Origin of the sequence: Micromonospora sp. C28SCA-DRY-2 (assembly GCF_030519475.1) — a bacterium.
Classification (GTDB): Bacteria; Actinomycetota; Actinomycetes; order Mycobacteriales; family Micromonosporaceae; genus Micromonospora.
This window is the reverse complement of record NZ_JAUMKD010000001.1, coordinates 1,516,203-1,531,142: the sequence shown is the minus strand read 5'-3', so window position 1 is coordinate 1,531,142 and position 14,940 is coordinate 1,516,203. Positions and strand designations below refer to the sequence as shown.

General features: G+C 74.8%; 14 protein-coding genes and 1 riboswitch. Of the genes, 9 read left to right on the top strand and 5 right to left on the bottom strand.

Features of this window, described 5'->3' with window-relative positions; genetic code table 11:
* Positions 1–47: 47 nt before the first annotated feature.
* Complete coding sequence (mycP, locus tag Q3W71_RS07195) at positions 48–1,295, bottom strand: type VII secretion-associated serine protease mycosin (protein WP_302918473.1); 1,248 nt, start codon at positions 1,293–1,295, stop codon at positions 48–50.
* Positions 1,296–1,481: 186 nt separating this feature from the next.
* Entirely contained in the window at positions 1,482–1,823 is a 342-nt protein-coding gene (locus Q3W71_RS07190) for a MarR family winged helix-turn-helix transcriptional regulator (RefSeq protein ID WP_302918472.1), read from the bottom strand.
* Positions 1,824–2,062: 239 nt separating this feature from the next.
* Here Q3W71_RS07190 and Q3W71_RS07185 point away from each other — a divergent pair, with 239 nt between their 5' ends.
* Positions 2,063–2,776, top strand: coding sequence for a carbonic anhydrase (locus Q3W71_RS07185; RefSeq protein WP_302918471.1), 714 nt, complete (start codon positions 2,063–2,065; stop codon positions 2,774–2,776).
* A gap of 82 nt (positions 2,777–2,858) precedes the next feature.
* On the opposite strand, the gene Q3W71_RS07180 is transcribed toward Q3W71_RS07185, so the two are convergent.
* A complete protein-coding gene (locus Q3W71_RS07180; protein WP_302918470.1) occupies positions 2,859–3,875 on the bottom strand; it encodes a hypothetical protein in 1,017 nt (338 codons plus the stop codon).
* A 4-nt stretch (positions 3,876–3,879) separates the two neighbouring features.
* Positions 3,880–4,010, bottom strand: a riboswitch (cyclic di-AMP (ydaO/yuaA leader).
* A 166-nt stretch (positions 4,011–4,176) separates the two neighbouring features.
* Positions 4,177–5,532 (bottom strand): YibE/F family protein, encoded by a 1,356-nt coding sequence (locus Q3W71_RS07175; RefSeq protein ID WP_302918469.1) that lies wholly within the window; start codon positions 5,530–5,532, stop codon positions 4,177–4,179.
* A 465-nt stretch (positions 5,533–5,997) separates the two neighbouring features.
* On the opposite strand from Q3W71_RS07175, the gene Q3W71_RS07170 reads away from it, so the two are divergent.
* On the top strand, positions 5,998–8,157 hold the full coding sequence (locus Q3W71_RS07170) for a heavy metal translocating P-type ATPase (protein ID WP_302918468.1): 2,160 nt from the start codon (positions 5,998–6,000) through the stop codon (positions 8,155–8,157).
* On the opposite strand, the gene Q3W71_RS07165 is transcribed toward Q3W71_RS07170, so the two are convergent.
* Entirely contained in the window at positions 8,141–8,437 is a 297-nt protein-coding gene (locus Q3W71_RS07165) for a metal-sensitive transcriptional regulator (protein ID WP_088997186.1), read from the bottom strand. The two genes, Q3W71_RS07170 and Q3W71_RS07165, sit on opposite strands and share 17 nt — an antisense overlap.
* A gap of 148 nt (positions 8,438–8,585) precedes the next feature.
* Here Q3W71_RS07165 and Q3W71_RS07160 point away from each other — a divergent pair, with 148 nt between their 5' ends.
* From Q3W71_RS07160 to Q3W71_RS07130, 7 genes are all read left to right on the top strand, one after another.
* Entirely contained in the window at positions 8,586–8,795 is a 210-nt protein-coding gene (locus Q3W71_RS07160) for a heavy-metal-associated domain-containing protein (RefSeq protein ID WP_302918467.1), read from the top strand.
* 34 nt (positions 8,796–8,829) lie between these two features.
* Positions 8,830–9,825 (top strand): hypothetical protein, encoded by a 996-nt coding sequence (locus Q3W71_RS07155; RefSeq protein ID WP_302918465.1) that lies wholly within the window; start codon positions 8,830–8,832, stop codon positions 9,823–9,825.
* 10 nt (positions 9,826–9,835) lie between these two features.
* Positions 9,836–12,091: a cation-translocating P-type ATPase gene (locus Q3W71_RS07150; RefSeq protein WP_302918464.1), complete on the top strand. Its 2,256-nt coding sequence runs from the start codon at positions 9,836–9,838 to the stop codon at positions 12,089–12,091.
* A gap of 158 nt (positions 12,092–12,249) precedes the next feature.
* On the top strand, positions 12,250–12,423 hold the full coding sequence (locus Q3W71_RS07145; RefSeq protein WP_109899906.1) for a CsbD family protein: 174 nt from the start codon (positions 12,250–12,252) through the stop codon (positions 12,421–12,423).
* A 195-nt stretch (positions 12,424–12,618) separates the two neighbouring features.
* Positions 12,619–12,963 carry an ArsR family transcriptional regulator gene (locus Q3W71_RS07140; RefSeq protein ID WP_302918463.1) on the top strand — a complete coding sequence of 115 codons (345 nt, stop codon included), beginning with the start codon at positions 12,619–12,621 and terminating at the stop codon, positions 12,961–12,963.
* A 6-nt stretch (positions 12,964–12,969) separates the two neighbouring features.
* Positions 12,970–13,239: a hypothetical protein gene (locus Q3W71_RS07135; protein ID WP_302918462.1), complete on the top strand. Its 270-nt coding sequence runs from the start codon at positions 12,970–12,972 to the stop codon at positions 13,237–13,239.
* 118 nt (positions 13,240–13,357) lie between these two features.
* Complete coding sequence (locus tag Q3W71_RS07130; protein ID WP_302918461.1) at positions 13,358–14,902, top strand: alpha/beta hydrolase; 1,545 nt, start codon at positions 13,358–13,360, stop codon at positions 14,900–14,902.
* Positions 14,903–14,940: the final 38 nt, after the last annotated feature.

Genomic DNA, 14,940 nt, shown 5'->3' with positions numbered 1-14,940 from the left:
GGGACGGGCCGGCGATCCGGGCCGGCAGCCGGGCGGCTGGCGGAGCGTCAGCCGGTCGCGGCCGGGTCGGCGCCGGCCGGCCGACGGCCCGGGCGCCAGCCGCGGCGCCGGCCGCGGACCAGGATCGGCTTCACCGCGAGCAGCACGGCGGCCAGCAGCGCCCCGATCGCGGCCACCCAGATCGCCACCGTGCGCTGCCAGCCGAGCGGATCGTCGGTGGGCGGCGGAGCCGGCAGCGCGCCGGGCGGCGGGTCGCTCCGGGTGCCCAGCAGGCTCGCCACCGCCCGGTACGGGTTGACCACCCCGTAGCCCACCTGGGCGTTGTGGCCGTCCGGCGGGCTGTCCGCGGTGCGGATCAGCCGCTCGGTGACCTGCTCCGGGGTCAGGTCCGGGTAGGCGGCGCGGACCAGCGCGGCGGCCCCCGAGACGTACGCGGCGGCGAAGCTGGTGCCGCCCTGCGGCTCGGCCAGCCAGCCCTCACCGCCCGGAGCCGGGCCGATGATGTTCAGCCCCGGGGCGGCGATGTCGACGTAGTCGCCGCTCACCGAACTGCCCACGTGGGCGCCCTGCTCGTCCACCCCGGCCACCGCGATGACCCCGGGATACGCGGCCGGGTACGCCGGCAGATCCTGCTGCTGCTCCTGCCGGTTGCCGGCGGCGGCCACCACGACGACCTTCTTGTCCAGGGCGTACTCGATGGCCTGGGCCAGTTCGGGCCGGGGCAGCGTCACCAACGACAGGTTCACCACGTCGGCGCCGTTGTCCACCGCCCACCGGATCGCCTGGGCGATCTCCCCGGGCAGGGCCTCGTCGTTGGTCTGCCGGGTGTCCGGCAGCACCCGCACCGGAAGGATCCGCGCCTGCGGCGCGATGCCGCTGAACGGCTGCCCGGTGCCGTCGCGGCCGGCGATGATGCCGGCCACCATCGTGCCGTGTCCGGCCAGGTCGCACTGGCCCTGCTGCTGCGCCAGCCCGTTGAAGTCCCGGCCCTGGCGGACCTGTCCCTTGAGGACGGGGTGGATGGCCGAGACGCCGGAGTCGATGACCGCGACCGTGACGCCGGCGCCGCGGGAGAGCCGCCAGGCCGACGACGGCTCCAGCCGCCGCAGCGGCCAGGGCACCCCGGCGGGGGCGGCCTGCCCGGCCGGACCGCAGCGCGGCGCCGCGGCGGCCGGAGCCGGCGGTACGACCAGGGTGGCGAGCAGCGCCGCGGCCGCTCCACTGAGGAGGGCGCGGACCGCGCGCCCGGTACGGCGGACCGGCGCTGTCCCATCCGGTCGGAAGCTCTCGCGCACGGGCTGAGACTACCGCCGCGCCGCCCGCGGTGCGGTGACGGGAGCACCCCGGTACCGCCGATCCGGGAAACCCGGTGCCGGCGGGCACGTGCCGGGCCGGGCAGGCGGCGTCAGGGGCGGTCGGCGCCGCCGGGCGGGCAGGCGGTGGTCAGGGGCGGTCGGCGCCGCCGGGCGGGCAGGCGGTGGTCAGGGATGGTCGGCGCCGCCGGCCACCGGTTCCTCGGTGAAGAGCGCCAGCAGGGCACCGACCTGACGGTCCGCCTCGGCCGGGTGGCGGAACCGCCCGGCCGGGTTGAGGGTGTACTCGTTGCGCCGACCCACCCGGGTGCGGTGCAGGTAGCCGCCCGCCTCCAGGTCGGCGACGATCGCCTGGGCGGCCCGCTCGGTGACGCCCACCTCGTCGGCGACGTCACGCAGCCGGGCGGTGGGGTTGCGGGCGATGGCGAGCAGCACGTGCCCGTGGTTGGTGAGGAACGTCCAGTTCCGGCCGCTCCCGTTCTCGCCACTCGTGGTCGCCATGCCCGCCATGGTATTTCCCGCGGCGCGGCTCCACCGGGCACGCCCTCGCCCGGCCAGCGCCGGGCCGCTGACGTCGCCGGGGGTGCTCCGACGGGGTCGCCGGCCGCGCGCAAGCGTTCTGGAATACATGAAATGCATATCACGCATATCTTGACGTATCTTTCGCTCAGTGTGACCGTGGTGGCAGCCCGCGTCCGCCGTCGGCCGGGATTGCCCAGGTCAGGTACGTCGAGGGACGAGGTGAGGGGATGAGCAGCCCCGGTTCGCCCGGCGCCCAGCCGGGTCCGTCACGGGAGTCCGTGCCGGCGGTCGCGCCGGCCACTCCGGCGCAGGCGCTGGCCGAGTTGTCGGCCGGCAACCGGAGATTCGTCACCGGTATCCCGCGCCATCCCAACCAGGACGCCGGGCACCGCGCCGCGGTCGCCGACGGGCAGCACCCCTTCGCGGTGATCGTGGGCTGCTCCGATTCCCGGCTGGCCGCCGAGATCATCTTCGACCGGGGCCTGGGCGACCTCTTCGTGGTCCGGACCGCCGGGCACACCACCGGCCCCGAGGTGCTGGGCAGCGTCGAGTACGCGGTGACCGTGCTCGGCACGCCGCTGGTGGTCGTGCTCGGGCACGACTCGTGCGGTGCGGTGCAGGCGGCGAAGACGGCGGTGGAGACCGACACCTCCCCGGCCGGTCACCTGCGGGCGGTGGTGGACGCCATGATGCCCAGCCTGCGGCGGGCCGCGGCCGAGGGGGTGACCGACGTGAACGGGATCGTCGACATCCACATCGCGCACACCGTCGAGGCGATGCTGGACGGCTCGCCAGTACTGGCCGCCGAGGTGGCCGCCGGGCGTTGCGCGGTGGTCGGGATGTCGTACCGGCTGGCCGCCGGCGAGGTGCGGACGGTGGCCGCGGTGCCGGCCGGCGACCTGGCCGGCGCGGCGGCGGACCAGACCGCGGCCGTCGCCTGAGCGCATCCCGAGGTAGCGCCGGAAACGCCGCGAGGGCCGTCCCACCGGGAACGGCCCTCGCTTCGCGTGGTCTCGGCTGTCGCTACAGCAGCGAGACGTGCACGTGGTCGGTGTGGTTCGACGGCCCGCTGTACGACTTCCAGCCGGTGGCCGGGAACCAGATCTGGCGGTTCCAGATCACGTAGTAGATGCCCAGCCGGTCGGCGTTCCGGATCAGGAACGCGGCGAGGTTGTTGCCGTACATCCGGGTGTCCCGGTTGTGCCAGGGGGAGAAGCCGCTCTTCTGCAGCGACCAGTCGCAGGCCCGGCCCTTCGGGTGCTCCCACGGGCCACCGGGGCGGTAGCAGCCGACGAACCGGTTGAAGCCGGCCCGCTTGACCTCCTTGTACATGTGCAAGGTCCGAGGCGTCACGCAGCCGGAGGTGGTCGGGTCGTTCTCGCTGCACGACTCGGCCTTCCAGTCGCCGTCGGCGGTGCGGCCCGGGGCGATCCGGGCGACCGGCGAGGTGGCCGACACCAGGCCGCCGGTGAAGCCCATCCCGCCGACCAGCGCCAGCGCCTTCTCCGCGTCGCGCTTGTTCTTGGCCATCAGGTTGGTCTGCTTCTGCTGCTCGCGGATCTCCGCCTCGAGCGCCAGCTTCGCCTGCTCGGCGCGGGTCTTCACCTCGTTGATCTCGGCGAGCTTCTTGGCGTTGACCATGTTCAGCTCGTCCAGGGCGGTGGCCCGCTTGACGAACGTGTCGGGGTTGTTGGCCTCCAGCAGCATGGCCACCGCGCCGATGCGTCCCGTCCGGTACGACTGGGTGGCGAGCTGGCTGACCTGTGGCGCGAGGGCGTCCAGCTCGGCCTGGGCCCGGTCGACCTCCAGCGCGAGTTCCAGCTGGCGCTTCTTGGACTTCTCCAGCCGGGACTTCGCCTGCGAGTAGTTCCGGTTGGTCGACTCGATCACATCCGTGATCAGCTTCGAGTCGCCGTCCTCGTGTCCCGAGGGCTTGGGGGTGTTGGGTGCGGCCGACGCCGGGAGGGGTCCGGCGAGCACGGCCAAGGCGGCGAACACGGCCACCACAGGTGTCAACCAGCGGCGTAGGGGTGCCGTCACAGTGTTCCCTTCCGTCGACCGCCGACCGGGTTAGCTGACGGGTTCGGGGCGGAAGTGGCCCCTACCGCTGTCGCGGACTCACCCCACGTACCTGGGTCCCCGGCTCGCCTGGCGGCGATTGGGCGGCGGCACCGCAGGCGCCGCTGCGCGCCTTCGGCGGTGACCGGCAGCGAGGTTACCCGAGAGGCCACCGGTGGATCTACGTCCCTAAGCCGACTAAATGCGTCATTTCGTAATGGCGGAGGGTGATCAGTGACGCGTTTATCAAGCTCGCCGGCCTGGACGGTCACACTGCGGAGTCTCACCATGCGGCGTCCGTGCTCCTGTCCGGATCGGGCCACCCGGTGGAGGTGGCGGGGGACGTGTTTCCGGCGCGCGGCGCGGTGAGCGCCCGCAGCGCCTCGGCCCGGTCCGTGGCCGGCCGGGAACCTTCAGGGGTACGCGCCGGCGCGTCGCTGTCGCCGTCGCCGGTACGGGCGGTGGCCCGGCCGGCCGTGGTCACCAGCGCGGCCAGCGCGGTGGTCAGCGGCACGGCGGCGATCAGCCCGAGCGTGGCGACCGCGCTGCGGACGATCTCCTGGGCGAGGAACTCGCTGGTCAGGATCTGGGTCACCGACCGCGAATCCGCGGTGAGCAGGAGCAGCAGCGGCAGCGAGGCGCCCGCGTACGCCAGCACGATGGTGTTCACCGTCGACGCGATGTGCGCCCGGCCGACCCGGGTCGCCGCGCGGTAGAGCTGGAGTCGGGACAGGCCGGGGTTGGCGTGCGCCAGTTCGGTCACCGTGGCGGCCTGGGTCACCGTGACGTCGTCGAGCACGCCGAGCGAGCCGATGATGATCCCGGCCAGCAGCAGTCCGTGCAGGTCGACGTCGGCCTGGAACATCGACAGCGTGGTGGCGTCCTCGGAGCCGTAGCCGGTGAGGTGGGTGGCGGCGGTGGCGAGGGTGCCCAGGACCCCGGTGAGCACCAGGCTGCCGAGCGTGCCGAGCACCGCCACGGAGGTCTGCGCGGTCACCCCGTGGGTCAGGTACAGCACCACGAACATGATCAGTGCGGCGCCGACGATCGCGACCAGCAGGGGCGACCCGCCGCCGCTGATCCCCGGCAGCACGAAGGCGAGCAGGATCGCGAAGCTGGCCGCCAGGCCGGCCAGTGCGGCCAGCCCGCGCCACCGGCCGAACGCCACGATGGCCGCGGCGAAGAGCACGACCAGCCAGACCAGCGGCTTGCCGCGCTGGTGCTCGGCGATGTTGTAGCTGCTCGCCGTCGGGTCGGCCGGGTCTGTCAGCTCGACCAGGATGATCTCGTCGCCCACCGCGACCGTCGGTGCGCCCGGACCGGTCGGCACCGGCGTCTGCACCTCCTGGCCGGCGTCCGGGCCGTCGGCCACCTTGACGGTGACCGTGCCGCACGGTCCCTCGGCGCCGCCCCCCTCCGGCGTCTCCGGGGTCGGCGGACAGGACTCGGTCACCACGCGGGTCACCGTGCCGTGGTAGCGGGGCGGGTCGGTGGCCTGGTCGACCCCGGGGGTGTCGCGGGGCCAGAGCAGCAGGGCGGCGACCACGGTGAGCACGACGAGCGGGACCACCGTCGCGACGAGGATCCGCCGCACCCGGGGCGGGGTGGACGGAGCGGGACGGTTGTGGTCGGCGCCCATTGAGTGTCTCCCAACGAATCCGGGGCGTGGTACGTGTCGGCGGGCCGGTCGGTTCAGTGGCCCCCTCGGACCGGCCGGAATAGTGGGTGGGATCGGCCGAGGGTGGCGACGCGACCACGTACCGTCGGCCCGGCGGCCGGCCGGCCGGGTGACGCCGGTGCCCGGCGGCGGGTCGGCTGGTGCGCGATCCGAAGGGCCATCGTGCCGAATCGTAGCCATCCCGGCATCCGGACGCTGGTCGCGCGGGGTGGTGTCGGGCACCGGACCCGGCGCTCGGCCCGCGGGCGGGGGTGTCGGGACCCCACGGTCGGCCCGCGGGCGGGCTCGGTCGGTTACCGGACCCGGCGGTCGGCCCGCGGGTGGGGGTGGGTCGGGACGCGGCGGTCGGCCCGCGGCCGGGGTCCGTCGGGACCGGACCCGGCGGTTGGCCCGCGCGGGCGACCCCCGGTCGGGGATGTTGGGGGCATGGCTGAGCAGACCCCGCCCCACGGCGGCGGGCGGGAGGAGCACGACGAGCACGCCGGCGGGCACGGCGGGCAGGGCGGGCACGCTGGCGGGCAGAGCGGGCACGGCGGCGGGCACGGGGGGCACGACAAGCACGCCGGGCACGACCCGGAGATGTTCCGCCGCCGGTTCTGGCTCTGCCTGCTGCTCACCCTGCCGGTGGTGGCCACCAGCCACCTGCTGATGGACTGGCTGGGCTACTCGCTGGACTTTCCCGGCCGGTCCTGGGTGGGCCCGGTGCTCGGCTCGGTGGTCTTCTGGTGGGGCGGCTGGCCGTTCCTGGTCGGCGCCGTGCGGGAGGTGCGCGATCGGGCGCCGGGGATGATGCTGCTGGTCGCCATGGCGATCACGGTCGCCTACGCCGCCTCGCTGGCGACCAGCCTGGGCGCCTTCGACCTGGATTTCTGGTGGGAGCTGGCCGCCCTGGTCACCATCATGCTGCTCGGGCACTGGCAGGAGATGAAGGCGATCGGGCAGGCGCGCGGCGCCCTCGCCGCGTTGGCCGCGCTGCTGCCCGACGACGCCGAGCGGGTCGCCGGGGACGGGCGGCTGGAGCGGGTTCCGGTGGCCGAGCTGCGGGTCGGCGACGTGCTGCTGGTCCGGCCCGGCGGCCGGGTGCCGGCGGACGGCCGGGTGGTGGAGGGCGCCGCCGAACTGGACGAGTCGATGATCACCGGGGAGTCCCGGCCGGTGCCCCGGTCGGCCGGCGACCGGGTGGTGGCCGGGACCGTGGCCACCGACTCCGCGGTGCGGGTCCGGGTCGAGGCGCTCGGCGAGGAGACCACGCTCGCCGGCATCCAGCGGATGGTCGCCCAGGCCCAGCAGTCCAGCGGGCGGGCGCAGGTGCTGGCCGACCGGTTCGCCGCCGGGCTGTTCTACGTCGCCACCGCCACCGCGGTGGTCACCGTGCTGGTCTGGACCGGGCTCGGTGACGCCGACGAGGCGGTGGTCCGGACCGTCACGGTGCTGGTGATCGCCTGCCCGCACGCGCTGGGGCTGGCCATCCCGCTGGTGATCGCGCTCTCCACCGGGCTGGCCGCGAGGTCCGGCATCCTGGTCAAGGACCGGCTCGCGCTGGAGCGGATGCGCACCGTCGACGCTGTGCTGTTCGACAAGACCGGCACGCTGACCCGGGGCGAACACGTGCTCACCGACCGGGCGTCGGCGCCCGGCTCGGACCCCGACGACCTGCTGCGGGTCGCCGCCGGGGTGGAGTCCGACAGCGAGCACCCGCTGGCCCGGGCGATCGTCGCCGCGGCCGGCCCGGGCGGTGGCCCGGCCCCGGCCACCGGGTTCCGCTCCCTGCCGGGCCGCGGCGTCCAGGCCACCGTCGCCGGGCGGGAGTACGCCGTCGGCGGGCCGGCACTGCTGCGTGAGCTGGGCGTACGGCTGCCGGCCGAGCTGGCGACGGCGACCGAGCGGTGGTCCGCCCGGGGCGCGGCGGTGCTCTACCTGGTGCGGCTGCCGGACGCCGCGCTCGGGGCCTTCGCCCTCACCGACGAGGTGCGCCCCGAGGCGCGGGAGGCGATCGCCGAGCTGCGCGCCCAGGGCGTCCGGACGATCGCCATGATCACCGGAGACGCCCGGCCGGTGGCCGAGGCGGTCGCCGCCGACCTCGGCTTCACCCCCGGCGTCGACGAGGTCTTCGCCGAGGTGCTGCCCGCCGACAAGGACGGCAAGGTGACCGAGTTGCAGCGGCGCGGGCTGACCGTGGCGATGGTCGGTGACGGGGTGAACGACGCCCCGGCGCTGGCCCGGGCCGACGTCGGGATCGCGATCGGGGCGGGCACCGACGTGGCGATCGAGTCGGCCGGGGTGGTGCTCGCCTCGTCCGACCCGCGCGGGGTGACCGGTGTGATCCGGCTCTCCCGCGCGTCGTACCGGAAGATGCTGCAGAACCTGGCCTGGGCGGCCGGCTACAACGTGGTGGCGCTGCCGCTGGCCGCCGGGGTGCTGGCCGGGGCGGGGCTGGCGCTGAGCCCGGCGCTGGCAGCGGTGCTGATGTCCGCCTCGACCATCGTGGTGGCGCTCAACGCCCAACTGCTGCGCCGGGTACGCCTCGGCCCGGTCGCCGGAGCCGGCCCCGTCGCCGGAACCGGACCGGTCAGCCGCGCTTCATGAGGCGGCCGACGGCGGCCATCATCTCGGTGGCCATCTCGTCGGCGCGGCCCTCGGCGGCGCCCTCGTGCATGCAGTGCCGGGCGTGCCCGTCGAGCAGCCCGAGGGCGACCTTGTCCAGGGCCGCCTGGATGGCGGAGATCTGGGTGAGCACGTCGATGCAGTAGCGGTCCTCGTCGACCATCTTCTCGATGCCGCGCACCTGCCCCTCGACGCGGCGCAGCCGCGCGAGCAGCTGGTCCTTGCTGGCGGTGTAGCCCCGGACGGGCGTGGGTGAGGTCATGAGCCCAAGGATAGCGTACCCCTGGGGGGTATGGTACGGTCCCTGTTGTCCGGGTACCCCCACCCGGTACCGGTAATGAAGGACGGCACGAGTCTGCCTCCTCCTTACCCCCCTGGGGTATATGGTGGAGGTGGCGAGAGGAGATCCGATGGTCACCACGACGTACCAGGTGCAGGGCATGACCTGCGGGCACTGCGTCAGCTCGGTCAGCGCCGAGGTGGGCGCCGTGCCGGGCGTCACCGACGTCCAGGTCGACCTGGCCACCGGCCAGGTCACCGTCACCAGTGAGCAGCCGTTGGACACCGAAGCCGTGCGGGCCGCGGTCGACGAGGCCGGTTACGACCTCGTCGGCGCGTGACCGGTCGGCGGTACAGGAAACCGAGGTAACCACGATGAACACGGCGACGAAGCTGAGCGGCTTCGCCCTCGGCCTCGCGGCGGTGTTCGGCGCGGCGTACGGGATCGGCCAGGTGGCCGGTCCCGTCGCCCCCGCCGCCGAGACCAGTCACGACGACAGCGGCGGCGGCCACGCGGGCGCCGACGGGGCCGGGCACGCCGACCCGGCGGGGCCGGCGGAACACCTCCCCGGTGGGCTGCTCGTCTCCGACCGCGGCTACACCCTGCAACGGGTCGCCGCCCCGGCGGACGAGTTCGCCTTCCGGGTCACCGGCCCGGACGGTCGGCCGGTCACCGGGTACGACGTGGCACACGACAAGCGGATGCACCTGATCGTGGCCCGCCGCGACCTCTCCGGCTTCCGGCACGTGCACCCCGAGATGGCGCCGGACGGCACCTGGCGGGTCGCCTCGCCGCTGGCCGGGCCGGGCGTCTGGCGGGCGTTCGCCGACTTCACGCCCACCGGCGCCGAGCCGCTGACGCTCGGCCTGGACGTGACGGTCCCCGGCGTGCTGGCCGAGACGCCGCTGCCGGCGCCGGCGACCAGCACCACCGTCGACGGCTACACCGTCACCCTCGCCGGCACCCCGCAGCCCGGCCGCACCGCCGAGCTGACCCTGACCGTGAGCCGCGACGGCGCGCCGGTCACCGACCTGGAGCCCTACCTGGGCGCGTACGGGCACCTGGTGGCGCTGCGCCAGGGCGACCTGGCGTACCTGCACGTGCACCCGGACGGCGCGCCCGGCGACGGGCGGACCCGCCCCGGCCCCGAGGTGAGCTTCTTCGCCGAGGTGCCGTCGGCCGGCGCCTACCGGCTCTACCTGGACTTCAAGCACGGCGGCACGGTGCACACCGCCGAGTTCACCGTCGTGGCCGGTGACCCCGGCGCGCCGGCCGGCGACGAGCCGGCCGCCCCCGCGCCCACCGGCACGAGCACACCCGCACCGACCGCCGGCGCCGACCACGGCACCCCCGGTCACGGGCACGACTGACGGGACCGTGATGACCACCACGAGCAAGCCCCTACCGATGGCACCGAACCGGATCGAGCTGGCGATCGGCGGGATGACCTGCGCGTCCTGCGCCGCCCGCATCGAGAAGAAGCTGAACCGGATGGACGGCGTCACCGCCACCGTCAACTACGCCACCGAGAAGGCCACCGTCCAGTACGCGGACGAGGTCACCCCGGCCGACCTGATCGCCACGGTGGAGAAGACCGGCTACACCGCCGCCGTGCCGCCCCCGCCCGCGCCGGCCGGTACCGAACCGGCCGCCGAGCCGGTGGACGAGCTGCGCGCCCTGCGGACCCGGCTCTGGGTCTCGGTCGTGCTGACCGTCCCGGTGATCCTGCTGGCCATGGTGCCGGCCTGGCAGTTCGACTACTGGCAGTGGCTGTCGCTGACCCTGGCCGCCCCGGTCGTGGTCTACGGCGGCCTGCCGTTCCACCGGGCGGCCTGGATCAACCTGCGGCACGGCGCGGCGACCATGGACACCCTGGTCTCGCTCGGCACCCTGGCCGCGTTCGGCTGGTCGGTCTGGGCGCTCTTCCTCGGCACCGCCGGCACGCCGGGGATGACCCACCCGTTCAGCTTCGACATCAGCCGTACCGACGGCGCCGGCAACATCTACCTGGAGGCGGCGGCCGGGGTGACCGTTTTCATCCTCGCCGGCCGCTACTTCGAGGCCCGCTCGAAGCGGACCGCCGGCGCCGCCCTGCGCGCCCTGCTGGAGCTCGGCGCCCGGGACGTCGCGGTGCTGCGCGGCGGCACCGAGACCCGGATCCCGGTGGACCAGCTCGCGGTGGGGGACCGGTTCGTGGTCCGCCCCGGCGAGAAGATCGCCACCGACGGCGTGGTCGACGAGGGCACCTCGGCCGTCGACGCCAGCATGCTGACCGGCGAGTCGGTGCCGGTCGAGGTCGGCCCGGGCGACACCGTGGTCGGCGCCACCATCAACGCGGGCGGACGGCTGGTGGTCACCGCCACCCGGATCGGCGGCGACACCCAGCTCGCCCAGATGGCCCGGCTGGTCGAGGAGGCGCAGACCGGCAAGGCGGCGGTGCAGCGGCTGGCCGACCGGATCTCCGGGTTCTTCGTCCCGGTGGTGATCGCGCTGGCCGCCGGCACGCTGGGCTGGTGGCTCGGCACGGGGGCCGGCCCGACCGCCGCGTTCACCGCCGCGGTGGCCGTGCTCATCATCGCCTGCCCGTGCGCGCTCGGGCTGGCCACGCCGACCGCGCTGCTGGTCGGCACCGGCCGGGGCGCCCAGCTCGGCATCCTGATCAAGGGCCCGGAGATCCTGGAGTCCACCCGGCGGGTCGACACCGTGGTGCTGGACAAGACCGGCACGGTCACCACCGGCCGGATGACCCTGGTGGACGTGCTGCCGGCGGCCGGCGAGGGGCGCGCGGAACTGCTCCGGCTGGCCGGAGCCCTGGAGACCGGCTCCGAGCACCCGATCGCCCGGGCGGTCGCCACCGGCGCGGCCGAGGCCGGGGCGCTGCCCCCGGTGACCGGCTTCGCCAACGTCGAGGGGCTCGGCGTGACCGGCACGGTCGAGGGCCGCGAGGTGCTCGTCGGCCGGCTCCGGCTGCTGCGCGAGCGCGGGTTCGACGTGCCGGAGGAGGTCGAACGGGCGGCGAGCGCGGCGGAGGCCGCCGGTCGGACGGCCGTGCTGGCCGGCTGGGACGGGCGGGCCCGCGGGGTGCTCGCGGTGGCCGACGTGGTCAAGCCGACCAGCCGGGCCGCCGTCGCCGGGCTGCGCGCGCTCGGCCTGACCCCGGTGCTGCTGACCGGCGACAACGCCACGGTCGCCCGGGCGGTGGCCGCCGAGGTGGGCATCGACGAGGTGATCGCCGAGGTGCTGCCGGCCGACAAGGTGGACGTGGTGGCCCGGCTCCAGGCCGAGGGGAAGGTCGTGGCGATGGTCGGCGACGGGGTCAACGACGCCGCCGCGCTGGCCCGGGCCGACCTCGGGCTGGCCATGGGGACCGGCACGGACGTGGCGATCGAGGCGAGCGACCTGACCCTGGTCCGCGGCGACCTGACCGCCGCGGTCGACGCGATCCGGCTCTCCCGGCGCACCCTCGGCATCATCAAGGGCAACCTGTTCTGGGCCTTCGCCTACAACGTGGCAGCCCTGCCGCTGGCCGCCGCCGGGCTGCTCAACCCGATGATCGCCGGCGCCGCGATGGCCTTCTCCTCGGTCTTCGTGGTGGCCAACAGCCTCCGGCTGCGCGGCTTCCGCCCGGTGGCCTGACCGACGCGCGCCGCCGGCCCCGTACGCACGGGACCGGCGGCGTCGGCGTTCCCGCACGCCTGACCGGCGTGCAGCGTGATGGTCCGGAGGTCGACGGTTGACCGGTGAGGGCGTCGGGTACTTCACGGGACGTATCGGAACGCTGAGCGGAGGTTGACATGGGTGTCGAGGACAAGATCAACAACGCGACCGAGGACGCCGCCGGCAAGCTCAAGGAGGGCGCCGGCCGGGCCACCGACAACGAGCGGCTCGAGGCCGAGGGCCGCAACGACCAGGCGGCCGCCAACCTGAAGCAGGCCGGCGAGAAGGTCAAGGACGCGTTCAAGAGCTGAGTTCAGGTACGCCCGGGACCGCCGGGCCGGCGCCAGCCGGCCCGGCGGTCCCGTGTCGTCCGCCCGTCGGCCGCGCTCGCCCGGCGTTCCGATACGCGCCAGGGGATCCCCCCACTCGACCCTGACTTCCACCGTCCGGCGCTGACAGCGCCGCGCAGACCCGCTAACTTTCGTTGGCATGTGCAAGGGCGAGTCATGAGCGACTCCGCGACCCCCGGCGACGAGTTGGTGCGCGTGCTGGCCACCCTGGCCAACCCGCACCGCATGCGGGTGGTCGCCGTGCTGGCGCGGCGGCGGGCGTACGTCAGCCAACTCGCCCGCGAACTCGGCATCAGCCGGGCGCTGGTGCAGGTCCACCTGCGCAAGCTGGCGGCGGCCGGCCTGGTGTCGGCGCACCTGGAGTTGTCGGAGGACGGGAAGGCGATGAAGTACTACGAGGTGCGGCCGTTCGTCTTCACGCTCACCCCGGCCGCCATCGCGACGGCCGCCGACACCCTGACCGCCGGGTCGGACGCCCGGCCGGACGAGGAAGAGAGCTGACCCGACATGAGCGAACACGACTGGACCGAGGTGGTCGGCGCGATCGGCATCTTCACCCTGCTGGTCAGTGTGATCACGGTGACGATCGTGCAGGCCGCCAAGACCCGCCGGGCCCGGACGGCCGGGGTCCGCGAGGAGGAGTACCGGCGGCTGGTCGACTCCGCCGTACAGGCGCAGGAGTCGAACGCCCGGATGCTGGCCGCGCTCGACGGCCGGCTCAACGGGATGGAGACCCGGCTCGGCTCGCTGGAGCGCGTCCTCAAGGACGTCGAGTAGCGGAGCCGGCTGGTCCCGGACCGCCGAGCGGCAACTCGACGGTCCGGGTGAAGCAGCATCACCTCGCCCTGGGCGAGTTCTCACCGCAATGCTCCTTCGACGGAGAGGACAGCATCTCGTGCTGTGCGTACGCAAATCCGCCGCTCATCGCGGCCACCTGGTCGCTGGGCGGGCCCGCACCGGCGGCGGCCGCCCGGGCAGCCTCCGGGCGCTGGCCGCCGGCGTGGCCGTCGCGCTGCTGGTGACGGGCGCGCCGTCGCCCGCGCCGGCCGCGACGCCACCACCCGACCGGGCGCCGGCGATCGCCTGGCAGCCGTGCGAGGCGGACGCCACCGCCGAGTGCGGCACCCTGTCGCTCCCGGTCGACTGGGACCGGCCGGACGGCGACCGGTTCGACCTCCACCTGGCCCGCCGTACCGCCACCGACCCGACCGCCCGGCTCGGCTCGCTGGTCTTCGGCCCGGGCGGGCCGGGCGACTCCGGCGTGCACCGGATCATCGCCAACGACCGGTTCAGCGACGACCTGCGTCGCCGGTTCGACATCGTCAGCTTCGACCCGCGCGGCATCGGGCGGAGCAATCCGGTGCTCTGCTCGGCCCGGCTGCTCGCCCGGCAGCCCCAGGTGATCGCGGACCAGGCCCAGTTCGCCGCCACCCTGGCCGGCAACGAGGCGCTGCGGGCGGACTGCCGGGAACGGACCGGGCCGCTCTTCGACCACGTCGACACCGGCAGCGCCGTACGGGACCTGGACGCGATCCGGGCCGCCCTCGGCGAGCGGCGGCTCACCTTCCACGGCAGCTCGTACGGCACCCTGCTCGGCGCCCAGTACGCCGAGCAGTTCCCGCACCGGGTCCGGGCCATGGTGCTGGAGAGCGCGGTCGACCACAGCCTCGGCACCCGGGCGTTCCTGGACACCCAGGCCGCCGCCGCGCAGGACTCCTTCGACGAGTTCGTCTCCTGGTGCGCCCGCTCCACGAGCTGTCCTCTGCACCGGGAGGACGTCCGGGCCGTCTGGGCCGGTCTCTTCGTCCGGGCGGAGCGGGGTGAGCTGGCCGACCCGGACCGTCCCGGCGTCGGCTTGTCGCCGTACGGCCTGAGCCGGTTCGCCCAGCGCAAGCTCTACGGCCCGGACTGGGCCGGGCTGGCCCGGCAGATCGTCGCGCTGCGGGCGGCCCCGCCGGTCGGCACCACCGCGGCCAGCGCCGGTGGCCAGCACGAGGACGCGAGCCAGCCGCATCCCTTCGCGGTCTTCTGCGCGGACTGGCACCTGCCGGTGCGCGACCACTCCGAGTACGCCGCCCACCTGCGCCGGATGGCCCGGATCGCGCCCGACCTGCGCTACCCGCAGGCCCTGCCGGCGGTGGCGACCTGCCTGGGCACCCCGGCACCGGTCGCCAACCCCCAGCACCGGCTGCGGGTCCGCACCGACGTGCCGCTGCTGCTGGCCAGCACCCGGCACGATCCGGCGAGCGGGTACGACTGGGCGCGGAACGTGTCGCGGCAGCTCGGCCGCAGCGGCGTGCTGCTGACCTACCAGGGCTGGGGGCACGGCAACTACTCGCGCAGCGCGTGCGTCCAGAGTGCCGTCGACCGGTACCTGATCTCGATCGAGGTGCCCGCCCGGGGCACCCGCTGCCCGGCCGTCGCGCCGGCCGGGAGCTGACCGGAGCCGGCCGGCGGGCCCCCTTCCGCCGCCCGCCG